We start from the raw sequence: 14,214 nt of genomic DNA, 5'->3' as shown, positions 1-14,214 counted from the left end.
CGGGCGGGCAACAGCAGGGGCGGGGCTGGGTCAGGTTCCGGCACGGGAGCGCTCGGCGATGCGCTGCTGGAGCAGCACGGCGACGACGATGATCACGCCCTTGGCGATGGCCTGTGCCGAGATCGACAGGTTGTTCTGCGTGAACACGTTGGTGAGCGTCGAGAAGATCAGGACGCCCAGGACGGTGCCGACGATGGTGCCGCGGCCGCCGATCAGCAGGGTTCCGCCGACGACCACGGCGGCGATGGCGTCGAGCTCGTAGAGCTGGCCGTTGGTGGAGCTGCCGGCCGTCGTGCGGCCGAGCATCATCACGCCGCCGATGCCGGCCGTGAGCCCCGCCAGCGCGTACAGGTACATGGTGTGGCGCTTGACCTTGATGCCCGCCAGCCGGGCTGCCTCGGGGTTGCCGCCGACGGCGATGGTCCGCCGGCCGAACGTCGTCCGGTTGAGCAGGAGCCAGCCCGCGACGGCCACCAGGGCGAAGATCCACACCAGCATCGGCAGGCCGAGCGGGGACGAGCGGACCACGTCGAGGAAGCCGTCCACCCGGACGATCTGCGTCTGCCGGTCGGCGATGATCTCCGCCAGGCCACGGGCAGCGACCAGCATGGCGAGCGTCGCGATGAACGCCACGACCTTCCCGTAGGCGATGAGCACGCCGTTGATCACGCCCGCGCCGAGCCCGACGCCGAGCGCGCACAGCACCATGACCATCCAGTGGACGTCCTCGGCCATGGTCTGGGTGGCGACGGTGGTGGCCCACACCGACGCGAGGCCGACGACCGAGCCGACGGACAGGTCGATGCCGCCGCCGGTGATCACGAACGTCATGCCGATGCTCAGCACGCCGATCACGGACGCCAGCCGCAGGATGGTGAGCACGTTGTCGAGGCTGGCGAACCGCTCCCCGGCCGTGGCCACGCCGAAGACGCACAGCGCCACCAGCGCGATGACCAGGCCGAGGTTGCGGCCGGCCGCTCCCTTGAGGAGTCCGCCCGTCCGGCGCTTCTCGTCGGCCTGGGCGACCTGCTCGACCCGGGCGGACTCGTCGGCGGCCGGGACCGTCACGTCCTGCTCGCTCACGCGGCACTTCCTTCCATCACGAGGTCGAGCACGCGGTGCTCGTCGATGCCGGACGCCGGTCCGTCGTGGACCACCCGCCCCTCGGAGACGACCAGGACGCGGTCGGCGAGCCCGATCACCTCCGGGATGTCGCTGGAGACCACCACGACGGCGACGCCCTGCGCGGCGAGGTCGGCGATGAGGCCGTAGATCTCGGCGCGCGCGCCGACGTCGACGCCGCGGGTCGGCTCGTCGAGCAGGAGCACGCGGCAGCCGTGCACGAGCCAGCGCGCGAGCAGGACCTTCTGCTGGTTGCCGCCGGACAGCGTGCGGGCGCTGCGGTCGGGGTCGGACGGCCGGACGTCGAGCGCGTCGATCTGCTCGCGCGCCACCCGGCGCTCGGCGCCCTCGTCCAGGAACGACGCGGTCGCCGTCCGCGCGAACGTCGACAGCGTGATGTTGCGGTACACGGGCTCGTCGAGGAGGAGGCCCTGGCTCTTGCGCTCCTCGGGGCACAGCCCGATCCCGGCCGCGACCGCGTCGCTCACCGAGCCGGCCCGCAGCCGACGCTCGTCCACGTGCACGGCACCGCCGGTGGCCCGGCGCGCCCCGAACACCGTCTCGAGGATCTCGGTGCGGCCCGAGCCGACGAGACCGGCGAGGCCGACCACCTCCCCGGCGCGGACGTCGAACGAGACGTCGTGGAACGCCCCGCGCAGCGTGAGCCCGTCGAGCCGGAGCACGGTCGGGGCGTCCGGCGGGAGCGCGGGGCGCGGCGGGATCGCGTACTCGACGGTGCGGCCGGTCATGAGCCGGATGAGCTCCGCCGTCGGGGTGCTCGCGGGCAGACCGGTCGCGACCGTGCGGCCGTCCTTGAGCACCGTGATCCGGTCGCCGATCTGCCGGATCTCGTCGAGACGGTGGGAGATGTAGACGACGGCGACGCCCGACGCCGTGAGCTCGCGGACCACGCGGAAGAGGTTGCGGACCTCCTCGACGTCGAGGACGGCGGACGGCTCGTCCATGACGATCACCCGGGCGTCGTGCGACAGGGCGCGCGCCATGCTGACGATCTGCTTGCCGGCGGCGGACAGCCTGCCCACCTCGCGGTGCGGGGACAGGTCGCCGTGACCCAGCCGCGTGAGGATCTCCCGGGTCCGGGCAGTGGCGGCCCGACGCCGGGAGAAGCCCGCGCTGGCCAGCTCGTGGCCCAGGTAGACGTTCTCGGCCACGGACAGGCCGTCGACGACGTCGAGCTCCTGGTACATCGTCGCGATGCCGAGCGCCAGGCCCGCGACCGGGTGGGTGAGCGTGACCGGCCGGTCGTCGAGGAGGATCTGGCCCTCGGTCGGCTGGTGGGCGCCCGCGAGGATCTTGATCAGCGTCGACTTGCCCGCGCCGTTCTGGCCGAGCAGACAGTGCACCTCGCCGGCGCGGACGTCCAGGTCGACGCCGTCCAGCGCCCGGGCACCCGGGAACTGCTTGATGATTCCGCGCATCTGGAGCAGGGGCGGGTCCTCGTTGACCATAGCGAGGACGGTAGGAGTACTTCTGCTGCTCGTCAAGCAAAAGATGTCAGGCAACTGTCGAAGTTACCGGGGCGTGCCTTGCAGAAGCCGGAATGGTTCACTGTGCCCATGGACGAGCTCCTCAAGTTCGCTCCCCGGCCGACGGGCGCCGGGGACATGTTCCAGCTCCTCCGTGACGGGCAGCCCCGGACCCGCTCCGACCTGGCGACACTCACCGGGCAAGCGCGTTCCACGATCGCGGCCCGCGTCGACCTCCTGCTCTCCTCGGGCTTCGTCGCGCCGGCCGGCGAGGCCAGCTCGACCGGCGGCCGGCCACCCGCCACCTTCGCGTTCAACCCGGCCGCTCGCGTGGTCCTCGCGGTCGACCTCGGCGCCACGCACTCGCGCCTGGCGCTCACCGACCTGGTCGGCACGGTGCTCGCCGAGCACCACGAGCCCATCGCGATCGCCGAGGGACCCGGACCGGTGCTGGACCGCGTGCTCGAGCTCGGGCTCGAGCTCCTCAGCACCGCGGGCCGCCCGCTCAGCGACCTGGTGAGCGTCGGCGTGGGCCTGCCCGGGCCGGTCGAGCACTCCACCGGGCGGCCGATCAACCCGCCGATCATGCCGGGCTGGGACGACGCCGACGTCCCGGGGCTGCTGTCGCGCAAGCTGCGCGTGCCGGTGCTGGTCGACAACGACGTCAACCTGATGGCCCTCGGTGAGCACACGTCGCAGTGGCCGGAGGTCGACCACCTGCTGTTCGTCAAGGTGGCGACGGGCATCGGCGCCGGGATCATCTCCGACGGCAGGATCCGCCGCGGCGCCCAGGGCGCGGCGGGCGACCTCGGCCACATCGCCGTCCCGGGCGGCGTGGACCGGCCGTGCCGCTGCGGCAACACGGGCTGCCTCGAGGCGGTCGCCAGCGGCCCGGCCATCGCGAGCGTGCTGCCGGACGCCACCACGAGCGCCGACGTGGTGGCGCTCGTGCGGGCCGGCGACCTCGACGCCAGCCGTGAGGTGCGCGCCGCCGGCCGGCACATCGGCGAGGTGCTGGCCGCCTGCGTCAGCATGCTCAACCCCTCGGTCATCGTCATCGGCGGGGTCGTCGCCGATGCCGGCGAGCACCTCCTCGCGGGCATCCGGGAGGTCGTCTACCGCCGTTCCCTGCCGCTGGCCACCCAGCACCTGCGCATCGTCGCCTCCCGCACCACGGGGCGCGCCGGCGTGCTCGGAGCGAGCGCCATGGCCTCCGAGCACGTCCTGTCCGCCGCCGCGATCGATGCCCTGATCAGCTGAAGGAGACCCCCCGTGACCGAGCAACGCCGTGCCCTCGTCGTCCGCGGCGGCTGGGAAGGTCACGCACCCGAGGAAGCGGCCGACCTGTTCGTGCCGTACCGGACTTCACGCTGCGGTCGGAGCAGTACTGGCTGCTGACCGACCCACTGAACGAGGTCCTGGCGACGACGACGATCACGCCCGGACCCGGCGACCCCTGGCACGAGCCCGTCACGTCACCGGCGGTCTGGACGCGCCGCTGGGGCGCCGGCCGGGTGTTCGTGTGCGCGCCCGGCCACCAGCTGGCCGACCTGGAGGTGCCCGCGGTACGGATCATCATCGAGCGCGGCCTGCTCTGGGCGAGCCGCTGACCGCCGAGCCGCCGGCTAGCCCCGCTCCCGGTAGACGTACCGCTCGGCCGGCTGGAAGCCGAGCGACGCGTACAGCGCACCGGCAGCCGTGTTCTCGGCCTCGACCTGGAGGAACGCGCGGTCCGCACCCCGCTGGACGGCCTCGTCGAGCGCGCGCAGGGTCAGCGCCCGCCCGAGGCCGTGGCGGCGCGCCCGAGGCGCGACGACGAGGCACGACAGCCCGACCCAGTCCTGCGCGAACGCGGCCCGCACCACCCCGACGAGCCCGGTGGCGTCCGTCGCGGTGAGGTAGAGCGCGGGTGCCCCGCCGAGCACCTCGCGCGCCAGCCGCAGGCTCTCGTCGTCGGCCTGCGCCGCGGCCCCGGTGGCGTGCAGCCGCGCCTTGGAGCCCGACCACGCGGCGAGCCACTCGTCATCGGGCCGGTCGGCCACCCCGACGCGCACCGGACCCTCCGCCGTGCGCAGGGCGCCGCCGCCGGGCCCGAGACCGTCGAGCGGTCGCACCAGGACGTCGGTCCGCGACATCACCGCGTAGTCGCGCGCGGCCAGCACGTCGTCCAGACCGGGCGGCGACGCCCGGCACACCCGGACGATGGACGGCTGCCCCTCGCCGGCGTACAGCTGCTCGACCCGGGTGAGCGTCACGGGAAGGTCCTGCGGCACCCCGAGCGGCAGCGCGCTGTTGGCGCGGCGGGTCAGGCCCCCCGACAGCCCCACCCGCCAGCCGTCGACGTCCACCACCCGTGCCGGCGGCCACGTCGCGGACTCGACCAGCGCGCCCGGCGCGTCCGGGGGCGTCCACGCGTGGACGCGCAGGTGGACCTCGACGTGACCCCAGTCCCGCTGCGGCACCGCGACGAAACCGAGCCGCTCGTAGAGGCTGTGCGCCGCGTGCATCGCGTCGGTGGTGGACAGCACCACCCGGCGCGCACCGCCCGCGACGGCCTCCCGCAGGGCCGTCGTCATCAGCAGCTCCGCGATGCCCCGGCGACGCGCCTCGGGCGTGACCGCGAGCATCCGGATCTCCAGCTCGCCCGGCTCGGCGATCTGGGCGTACGACGTCCCGTACGGCGCCAGCGTGACGGTGCCGACGACGACGGGACCGTCGGCGCCCACCGCGTCCGACGAGCCGCTCGCGTCGTCGGAGGGGGCGCGCGGCAGCAGGGCGACCAGCAGCGTCACCTCCCGAGCCCGCCGCTGCGCGTCCCGCAGCTCGTCGACGTAGGGGTGGGAGCCGTCGACGAGCCGGTCCGCCAGGTACGCCCGCGCGGTCAGCGCCCCGGCGTCGGCCACCTGCGTGCCGCTCGCCACCCGCACCACGGCACCGCTCACGCCGGGCTCCGGGTCCCCGCGTTCACCGTCACGTCAGGCACCGGAACGTCGGGCACAGTCACGTCGGGCACAGTCACGTCGGGCACCCACACGTCAGGCACTGTCGTCCGCCGGTGCCTCGCCGTCCGGCACGGGGCCGCCGAACGCCGCCGGCCCCTCGGCGAGCAGCCGCTCGAACCCGGCCTCGTCCAGGATCGGCAGCCCGAGCTCGCGGGCCTTGGCCTCCTTGGACCCCGCGTTCTCGCCGACCACCACGTAGTCGGTCTTCTTGGAGACGCTGCCCGCCGACTTGCCGCCGCGGGCCAGGATCGCCTCCTTCGCGCCGTCGCGACTGAACCGCTCGAGGCCGCCGGTGACCACCACGGTGAGCCCTTCGAGCGTGCGCGGCGCGGACTCGTCGCGCTCCTCGCTCATCCGCACGCCCGCCGCGGCCCACTTCTCGACGATCGCCGCGTGCCACTTGTCGTCCTCGCCGGGCTGGTCGAACCAGGCTCGGACCGCGCCCGCGATCGTCGGACCGACGCCCTCGGCCGCACCGATCTCCTCCTCGGTCGCCACCGCGATCGCGGGGATGGACGCGAAGTGCTGGGCGAGCGCGCGCGCCGCGGTCGGGCCGACGTGCCGGATGGACAGCGCGACGATCACGCGCCAGAGCGCCGCCTCCTTGGCCTTCTCCAGGTTGCCCAGGAGAGCGACTCCCGTCGCGTTGAGGTCGCCCGCCTCGCGGACCACGCCCGCGACCTTCGACCGGGCGGACAGGGTGAACAGCGGGACGTTGCGCAGCGCGTCGGCGTCGAGCGCGAACAGGTCGCCCTCGTCCGTCACGACACCCGCGGCCAGCAGGGCGCTGGCCGCCTCCCAGCCGAGCGCCTCGATGTCGAACGCCCCGCGCGACGCGACGTGGAACAGCCGTTCGCGCAGCTGCGACGGGCAGGACCGCTGGTTGGGGCAGCGGATGTCGACGTCACCCTCCTTGGCGGGCGCCAGCGGCGTGCCGCACGAGGGGCACTCGGTGGGCATCACGAACGCGCGCTCGGTGCCGTCGCGCAGGTCCACCACCGGACCGACGATCTCCGGGATGACGTCGCCCGCCTTGCGCAGCACCACCGTGTCGCCGATGAGCACGCCCTTGCGCGCCACCTCGCTCGCGTTGTGCAGCGTCGCCATCTCGACGGTCGAGCCCGAGACGAATACCGGCTCCATCACGCCGTAGGGGGTGACCCGGCCGGTGCGGCCGACGTTGACACGGATGTCGAGGAGCTTGGTGTTCACCTCCTCGGGCGGGTACTTGTACGCGATCGCCCAGCGCGGCGCGCGGCTGGTGGACCCGAGCCGGCGCTGCAGCGCGATCTCGTCCACCTTGGTGACGATGCCGTCGATCTCGTGCTCGACGTCGTGCCGGTGCTCCCCGTAGTACGCGATCATCTCCCGCACGCCGTCGAGCCCGTCGACGACCCGCGTGTGCCCGGAGACCGGCACGCCCCAGCCTGCCAGCAGGTCGTAGACCTGCGACTGCCGCTCGATCCCCGTCCCTCGGCCCGCGCCCCACACGAGCGCGCCGATGCCGTGCGCGTACATCCGCAGGTCACGCGAGGCCGTGATACGCGGGTCCTTCTGGCGCAGCGAGCCCGCGGCGGCGTTGCGGGGGTTGGCGAACGGGCTCTTGCCCGCCTCGACCTGTGCCGCGTTGAGCTCGGCGAACGCCGTGACCGGCAGGAAGACCTCGCCGCGGATCTCGATGCGCTCGGGGTGGGTGGCCGGGTCCCCGGCCAGCACGTCGGGGATGGTCGAGATGGTGCGGACGTTGAGCGTGACGTCCTCCCCCGTCCGTCCGTCCCCGCGGGTCGCGGCGCGCACCAAGCGACCCTTCTCGTACAGCAGCGCGACGGCCAGGCCGTCGATCTTGAGCTCGCACAGGTAGTGGATGGTGGCGTCCGACTCGAGGTCGCGGTGCACGCGACCCACCCACGTGGCCAGGTCCTCGTCGGAGAACGCGTTGTCCAGCGAGAGCATCCGCTCCACGTGCTGCACGGGGGCGAACTCGGTGGAGAACGTGCCGCCCACCCGCTGCGTCGGTGAGTCGGGGGTCCGCAGGCCGGGGTGCTCGTCCTCCAGCGCCTGCAGCTCGCGCAGCCGCTCGTCGTACTCCTTGTCCGAGGAGACGGGGGCGTCGCGGATGTAGTACGCGAACTGGTCGGCCTCGATGAGGGCGGCCAGCTCGGCCCAGCGGTGCCGCGCGTCCGCGGGGATCTCGTGCGCGGCGGCGGGGTCGTCGATCTGGTTGCTCACCGTCACATCATCGCGCCCCCCGCCCACACCGGTCACGGCGCCCACGCGGGACGAGCGCGAACGGCCCGCGCTCAGGGCCGAGGGCTGCGGCGCTGGGAGACCAGCAGCCCGGCGCACACCAGCACCCCGCCCACCACCAGCACCGCGGCGGTGGCGAACAGCGCGGTGGACGCGGACGCCACGACCACCTCGGTCGGCTCCCCGGCCACGTCCCACGTGCAGACCGCCTGCGGCGGGACCACGGTGTACCGCACCGTCGCGGAGTCGGTCCCGGCGGAGTACGCCGCCACGCAGGGGTGCATGTCATCGGTCGCGGACGTCAGCGTGGCCACGCCGATGCCGGTGTAGCAGACGACGAGCAGCACCATCCCGACGATCGCGGCCCCGGAGGCCACCAGGAGCGCCAGGGCGCGCTTCACGCTCGGCTGTGCAGGTGCACCCACCACGGTCATGCCTCCGCTCGTTCGGCCACGATCCGCGCGGCCCGGACCAGCCCGGCCAGCACGCCCCGGGCGTCGTCCGGGCTGCTCCCGGCGACGGGCCCCGCGACGAGCACGACGTCGCGCAGGCTCGTCATCGGCAGCCCGACGGACCGCCACGGCCGGGTGAGCGTATCGGCCTGGCCCACCACGTCCGGGCCGGCGCACTGCGACGACGCCTGAGGGGCCAGCTCCGGCCAGAAGGCGAGGCCGCCCTCGACGGCCTCCGCCACCTTCTCCCAGCTCCGCTCGTCGAGGGCGGGGACCGCGAGCGCGAACCCGTCCACGCCCGCCGCCCGGATCGCGCCGAGCGAGGTCCACGCCGTCCCGCCGTGCACGACGACCCGCGCACCCTCGACCGAGCGGATGCCTGCGGCGACCTCCCGGATCCGCTCGGCGGCCACCGGTCCGGGCACCGAGCGCAGCGCGGAGTACCCCGAGAACGACGGCAGCACCCCGGCCATGACCTGTGCCAGCAGGGGCTCGTGCAGCAGCACGGTGGGCTGCGCCCCGGGGACCGACCGGCGGATCGTGGCCAGGTGCTCGGCGAAGCCGGCGGCCAGGGACGCGGCGAGCTCGCGGACCGCCCCCGCGTCGGACACCACCTTGTCGCCGCGGGCCAGGTAGAGCGAGGCGGCGAGCGTCAGCGGGCCCAGCACGGGGACCACCAACGGCCCGTCCCACCCGTGCGCGGCGACCGCGAGCGCGTCGACGTCCTCCCGCAGGTACGCGTGCGCCCGTGCGAGGTCGCGACTCGGCCGGTCGGCGAGCTTCCAGCCGTGCGGCCCCAGCTCGGTCGGCAGCTCGGCGAGGAGCGACGACGTCCGCCCGACACGGTCGCTCCACGGTCCGCGCTCGGCGAGGGTCACGGTGAACGGCAGGCCGGCCACCTCGGACGGGACGTCGACGAGGTCGCCGACCACGACCGTCTGCGCCTCCAGCACGTCCAGCCCGGGCCAGGGTCCGCTGCCCGTGACGCCCGGCCGCGCCCCGGTCACCGGGCGGCGCCGATGGCGGCGCGCTGCGCAGCGGTCACGGTGGCCTGGCCCAGGACGCGCGTGCCGTCGTAGAGCACGGCGGACTGGCCGGGCGCGACGCCCCGCAGGTCCCCCGGCGAGTCGAGGACGACCTCGACCACGCCGTCACGGACGGTCGCGTGCGCCGGCACCGCGGCTCCGTGCGCGCGGACCTGCACCGCGCACGCGAACTGCGCCTCCGGGCCTGCGAACCAGACGGCGCGGTCCGCCACGACGCTGTGCACCGCGAGGTCCTCGGCGGAGCCGACGACCACCCGGTTCTGCACCGGCTCGACCGACAGCACGTACCGCGGACGACCGTCGGGTGCCGGCCGCCCGATCGACAGGCCCTTGCGCTGCCCGACGGTGAACGCGTACGCGCCGTCGTGCTGGCCGAGCACGGCACCGGAGGCGTCGACGATCTCACCGGGCTGCGAGCCCAGGCGCGCGCGCAGGAAGCCCTGGGTGTCGCCGTCGGCGACGAAGCAGATGTCGTAGGAGTCCGGCTTGGCCGACACCGACAGGCCGCGAGCGGCGGCCTCGGCGCGCGTCTGCTCCTTGGACGCGACGTCGCCCAGGGGGAACATCGAGCGCGCCAGGCGCTCCGGTCCCATCACCGCGAGCACGTAGGACTGGTCCTTGGCGGGGTCGTGCGCGCGGTGCAGCTCGCGCGTGCCGTCCGCACGGGTCTCGATGCGGGCGTAGTGGCCCGTGCAGACGGCGTCGAAGCCGAGGGCGACTGCCTTGTCCAGGAGCGTGGCGAACTTGATGTGCTCGTTGCACCGGACGCACGGGTTCGGTGTGCGGCCCGCCTCGTACTCCGCGACGAAGTCGGCGACCACCGTCTCCTCGAAGCGCTCCGAGAGGTCCCACACGTAGTACGGGATGCCGAGCACGTCGGCCGCGCGGCGCGCGTCCCCCGCGTCCTCGATCGAGCAGCACCCGCGCGATCCCGTGCGGAACTGCTCCCGCGTGCGGGACAGGGCCATGTGCACCCCGACCACGTCGTGCCCTGCATCGACCGCGCGGGCCGCCGCCACGGCGGAGTCCACCCCTCCGGAGAGGGCTGCCAGCACGCGCATCAGGACACCGACCCGACGGTGGCGAGACCCGCCGCGCGGGCGCGGTCGACGACTCCGGGCAGCACCGCGAGCAGCGCCTCGACGTCGTCCGTCGTCGACGGGTGCCCCAGGCTGAACCGCAGCGCTCCGCGCGCGGCCACCTCGTCGACACCCATCGCCAGCAGCACGTGGCTCGGCCGGGGGACGCCCGCCTGGCACGCCGACCCCGTCGACGCCTCGATGCCCGCGGAGTCGAGCAGGTACAGCAGCGAGTCGCCCTCGCAGCCGGGGAAGGTGAGGTGCGCGTTGGCCGGCAGCCGCGCGGCCGTGGTGCGCGGCCCGCGCAGCACGGCGTCGGGCACCAGCGCCTCGACGCCCTCGACGAGGGCGTCGCGCAAGGCACCGACCCGGGCCGCGAACGCGGGCTGCTCCGCCACGGCCAGGTCCACCGCGACGCTGAACGACGCGATCAGCGGCGCGTCGAGCGTGCCGGACCGCACGCCGCGCTCCTGCCCGCCGCCGTGCAGCACCGGCGTGAGGTCCAGCCCGCGGCGGGCCAACAGCGCACCCACACCGCCCGGACCGCCGACCTTGTGGCCGGTGACGGTCATCGCGTCGAGCCCCGACGCCCCGAAGTCGACGGGGACCTGCCCCGCGGCCTGCACGGCGTCGGCGTGCACGGGCACCCCGTACCGGCGCGCGAGCTCGACCACGTCGCCGAGCGGCTGCAGGGCGCCCATCTCGTTGTTCGCCCACATGACCGAGATCAGTGCGGCCTGCTCGCCGTGGCGCTCGAGCTCCTCACGCAGCGCGTCGACCTGGAGCACCCCGTCCGCGTCGACCGGGAGGAGAACCAGCTCGGCACCGGCGTGCTCGGCCATCCAGAACGCCGGGTCGAGCACCGCGTGGTGCTCGACGGCGGAGACCAGCAGGCGGCGTCGACGGGGGTCCTGGCTGCGCCGGGACCAGAACATGCCCTTGACGGCGAGGTTGTCCGCCTCCGTCCCGCCCGAGGTCCAGACGACCTCGCTCGGCCGGGCGCCCAGGGCCGCCGCGAGCCGCTCCCGGGCCTCTTCGACGGTGCGGCGAGCCGCCCGGCCGGAGGCGTGCAGCGAGGAGGGGTTGCCGGTGCGCGCGAGCTGCTCGGCGAGCACCCGCGCGGCCTCCGGGACCATCGGCGTGGTCGCCGCATGGTCGAGATACACGCTCATCGCGCTCCAGTCTACGAACCCCGGGAGCACGCCCGGCCCACGGCCCGTGAAACCACCACCCGTGCACCACCTGCGTACTGGCAGGATGTGGCGCGTGAGTGCCGACGACGTCATAGCCCTCCCGCTCGCCTTCAGCGGCCAGCGGCTGGACTGGCGCGACCTCCCCCGGCACGTGCGCGCGCGGATCACCGAGCTCGCGGGCGCCCAGGTCACGGCCGAGACCAGCGCGACGAGCGGCTTCAGCCCCGGGTTCGCGGCCGTCCTCGAGCTGGCCGACGGCCGCGGCGTCTTCGTCAAGGCGGTCTCCGGGGAGCAGAACCCTGTCTCGCCCGACCTGGCCCGCGCCGAGATCCGCGTCGCCCACGCGCTGCCGCCCCAGGTCCCGGCGCCGAAGCTGCTGTGGTCGTCCGACGACGGCGACTGGGTGATCCTCGGGTTCGAGGTCGCGCACGGCCGCTCCCCGGAGCTGCCGTGGCGGCCCGAGGACCTGCGCGCCGTCACGGACGCCGTGGGAGCGCTCGCAGACGCCGAACCCCTCCCTGGCCACTCGCTGCCCCGCACCGACGACCAGCTGGCCGACGACTTCACCGGATGGCGCAAGCTGCACGCGCTCGACGCGGCCACGCAGAACCAGCTCGCCGACATGGGCGGCGGCATCGGCCGCTGGGCGCTCGACCACGTGGAGCAGCTCGTCCGCTGGGAGCAGGAGTCCCTGCGCGTGTGCGCCGGCGACGCGCTCGTGCACGGCGACCTGCGCGCGGACAACGTGATGATCGACCCCGACCACCACCACCGCGTCTGGATCATCGACTGGCCGCACGCCAGCGTGGGCGCACCCTGGCTGGACCTCGCGTTCATGCTGCCGAGCGTCGCGCTGCAGGGCGGCGGCGACCCCGCCACGCTCTTCCGCGCGAACGCCGTGTCGGAGGGCGTCGACGACGACGCCCTGCGGGCGGGCCTGGCGGGGCTGTCGGGCTACTTCACGTGGAGCTCACGCCAGCCGGCACCGCTCGGCATCCCGAACCTGCGCCGGTTCCAGGCGGCGCAGGGCGTCGCGACGATCCGCTGGCTGCGCGACCTGTCCTGAGCGCGGGCGTCAGGCCGGGTCGCGCGGCTCGTCCTTGAGCTTGTGCTCGCGGTCGCGCAGCTGCGCCTCCCAGTCCTTGAGCATCTGCTCGTGCTTGTCGTCCGAGGCGCCCATGGCCGCCAGGAACTCCGGGTCGTCGTCCGGTGACGTGCGGCGGGGCCGCTCGTACTCGGGGAACCCGGCGGTCCCCGTGGACGGCCACGGGACGTCCCGGGCGGGCCGGCGCTCGGGGCGCCCGGCGACGAGCCAGGCGATTCCGCCCGCGATCGGCAGCAGGATGATCACGAACACCCACGTCGTCTTGGACAGGTTGCGCGGGACGTCGGTCTGGATGCACTCGATGAGGCAGTAGACCAGCAGCGCGGCCTCGATCAGGAACGGCAGGTAGCGGATCACGGCTCTCCTCGGCACGCTGCCCGGCGTGCGGCGGCCGGGACCCACGCGCACGCTAGCGGAGCACGCGCGGGCCCGTCCGGGGATTCGCCGACCGCGTCAGCCCGTCACCCGGACGGACCAGTCAGCCCTTGAGGCGGCGGATCTCCGCGGCGGCCTGCGGGACCACGGTGAACAGGTCGCCCACCACGCCGAAGTCCGCGATCTCGAAGATGGGCGCGTCGGGGTCGGAGTTGACGGCGACGATCGTGCCGGACGCCTGCATGCCACCGCGGTGGTGCACCGCGCCGGAGACGCCCACGCCGATGTACAGCCGAGGTGCGACGGTGACGCCGGTCTGGCCGATCTGGGCGTCGTGCCCGATCCAGCCCTCGTCGGTGGCCACGCGCGTGGCGCCGACCGCGCCCCCGACCGCGTCGGCCAGCTCCTCGACCACCGAGAAGTCGCCCTCGGTGCCGCGGCCACCGGCCACGACGATGCTCGCGCTGCCGAGGTCCGGCCGCCCGCTCGCGGGTCGCTCGGTCCGCTCGACCAGGTGCACGCGCCGGGCCTTGTCGCTCACGGCGACCACGTGCTCGCCGATCTGCGGCGCGGCGGCCGCGTCCACGCGGACCGGCTGCACCGAGTTGGGCTTGAGGGCGACGATCGCCAGCGGCGCGGTGATCGCGCACGCGGTGGTCCACGTTCCGGCGAACACGGTCTTCGTCGCGACGTACCGGCCGTCGACCAGGGCGAGGCCGTCCGCGTCGGTGATGACGCCCGCGCCGGTGGCCACCGCGAGCCGGGCGATCATCTCCTTGTTCTCGAACGACGAGACCACGAGCAGCAGGCCCGCGCCGGTGGCGTCGAGCAGGGAGGCGATCGCCTCGGACAGCACGGCCGACAGGTGCAGGTCCGCGTCGGCGACGACGCGGTGCACGTGCGTGGCGCCCAGGGCGGCGAGCTCGGCGACGACGTCGGCGGTGGGCTCGACACCGTCGACCGCCCACGCGGCGTGCACGCCCGCGCCGCCGGCCAGGTCGCGCGCGAGCGTGAGCAGCTCGCGCACGGGGGCGCGCACGGCGCCGGCCTCGGTGTGGTCGACGAGCACGAGAACGGGTGCGGTCACGGCGGCGATCCTTCGGTTC

12 protein-coding genes and 1 pseudogene are annotated in these 14,214 nt (G+C 74.4%); 3 read left to right on the top strand and 10 right to left on the bottom strand.

All coding sequences use genetic code 11. The features are described 5' to 3' along the window. Positions 1-30: 30 nt before the first annotated feature. Together KG102_RS04230 and KG102_RS04225 are read right to left on the bottom strand one after the other, a co-directional pair. Complete coding sequence (locus KG102_RS04230) at positions 31-1,083, bottom strand: ABC transporter permease (protein WP_208289479.1); 1,053 nt, start codon at positions 1,081-1,083, stop codon at positions 31-33. Next, a complete protein-coding gene (locus KG102_RS04225; RefSeq protein WP_208289480.1) occupies positions 1,080-2,591 on the bottom strand; it encodes a sugar ABC transporter ATP-binding protein in 1,512 nt (503 codons plus the stop codon). Before KG102_RS04225 ends, KG102_RS04230 begins: the two co-directional genes overlap by 4 nt. A 108-nt stretch (positions 2,592-2,699) precedes the next feature. Here KG102_RS04225 and KG102_RS04220 point away from each other — a divergent pair, with 108 nt between their 5' ends. Both KG102_RS04220 and KG102_RS04215 read left to right on the top strand, forming a co-directional pair. Beyond that, positions 2,700-3,869, top strand: a complete 1,170-nt coding sequence (locus KG102_RS04220; protein ID WP_208214666.1) for an ROK family protein — start codon at positions 2,700-2,702, stop codon at positions 3,867-3,869. Between the two features lie 89 nt (positions 3,870-3,958). After that, positions 3,959-4,219: pseudogene (locus KG102_RS04215) on the top strand (ThuA domain-containing protein); the annotation flags it as partial. Positions 4,220-4,234: 15 nt separating this feature from the next. Here KG102_RS04215 and KG102_RS04210 read toward each other — a convergent pair. From KG102_RS04210 to KG102_RS04185, 6 genes are all read right to left on the bottom strand, one after another. Further along, positions 4,235-5,551 (bottom strand): GNAT family N-acetyltransferase, encoded by a 1,317-nt coding sequence (locus KG102_RS04210; RefSeq protein ID WP_208289481.1) that lies wholly within the window; start codon positions 5,549-5,551, stop codon positions 4,235-4,237. 93 nt (positions 5,552-5,644) lie between these two features. Further along, a complete protein-coding gene (gene ligA, locus KG102_RS04205; protein WP_208289516.1) occupies positions 5,645-7,846 on the bottom strand; it encodes an NAD-dependent DNA ligase LigA in 2,202 nt (733 codons plus the stop codon). 65 nt (positions 7,847-7,911) lie between these two features. Further along, on the bottom strand, positions 7,912-8,292 hold the full coding sequence (locus KG102_RS04200) for a hypothetical protein (RefSeq protein ID WP_208289482.1): 381 nt from the start codon (positions 8,290-8,292) through the stop codon (positions 7,912-7,914). Continuing rightward, positions 8,289-9,317 carry a uroporphyrinogen decarboxylase/cobalamine-independent methonine synthase family protein gene (locus tag KG102_RS04195; protein WP_208289483.1) on the bottom strand — a complete coding sequence of 343 codons (1,029 nt, stop codon included), beginning with the start codon at positions 9,315-9,317 and terminating at the stop codon, positions 8,289-8,291. The genes KG102_RS04200 and KG102_RS04195 overlap by 4 nt, the downstream gene beginning before the upstream one ends. Then, positions 9,314-10,417: a tRNA 2-thiouridine(34) synthase MnmA gene (gene mnmA / locus KG102_RS04190; protein WP_208289484.1), complete on the bottom strand. Its 1,104-nt coding sequence runs from the start codon at positions 10,415-10,417 to the stop codon at positions 9,314-9,316. Before mnmA ends, KG102_RS04195 begins: the two co-directional genes overlap by 4 nt. Beyond that, entirely contained in the window at positions 10,417-11,607 is a 1,191-nt protein-coding gene (locus KG102_RS04185; protein WP_208289485.1) for a cysteine desulfurase family protein, read from the bottom strand. Before KG102_RS04185 ends, mnmA begins: the two co-directional genes overlap by 1 nt. Positions 11,608-11,701: 94 nt before the next feature. On the opposite strand from KG102_RS04185, the gene KG102_RS04180 reads away from it, so the two are divergent. Next, complete coding sequence (locus tag KG102_RS04180) at positions 11,702-12,694, top strand: phosphotransferase family protein (RefSeq protein WP_208214675.1); 993 nt, start codon at positions 11,702-11,704, stop codon at positions 12,692-12,694. A 9-nt stretch (positions 12,695-12,703) separates the two neighbouring features. Here the strand turns inward: KG102_RS04180 and KG102_RS04175 are convergent, their stop codons facing one another. Together KG102_RS04175 and KG102_RS04170 are read right to left on the bottom strand one after the other, a co-directional pair. After that, a complete protein-coding gene (locus KG102_RS04175) occupies positions 12,704-13,090 on the bottom strand; it encodes a PLD nuclease N-terminal domain-containing protein (protein ID WP_208214676.1) in 387 nt (128 codons plus the stop codon). A 121-nt stretch (positions 13,091-13,211) separates the two neighbouring features. Continuing rightward, positions 13,212-14,195, bottom strand: coding sequence for an electron transfer flavoprotein subunit alpha/FixB family protein (locus KG102_RS04170; protein ID WP_208289486.1), 984 nt, complete (start codon positions 14,193-14,195; stop codon positions 13,212-13,214). Positions 14,196-14,214: the final 19 nt, after the last annotated feature.

Source organism: Cellulomonas fengjieae, assembly GCF_018388465.1.
Taxonomy (GTDB): Bacteria; Actinomycetota; Actinomycetes; order Actinomycetales; family Cellulomonadaceae; genus Cellulomonas; species Cellulomonas fengjieae.
Note: the sequence above shows the minus strand (reverse complement) of the source record. Positions and strands in the feature narration are given on the sequence as shown.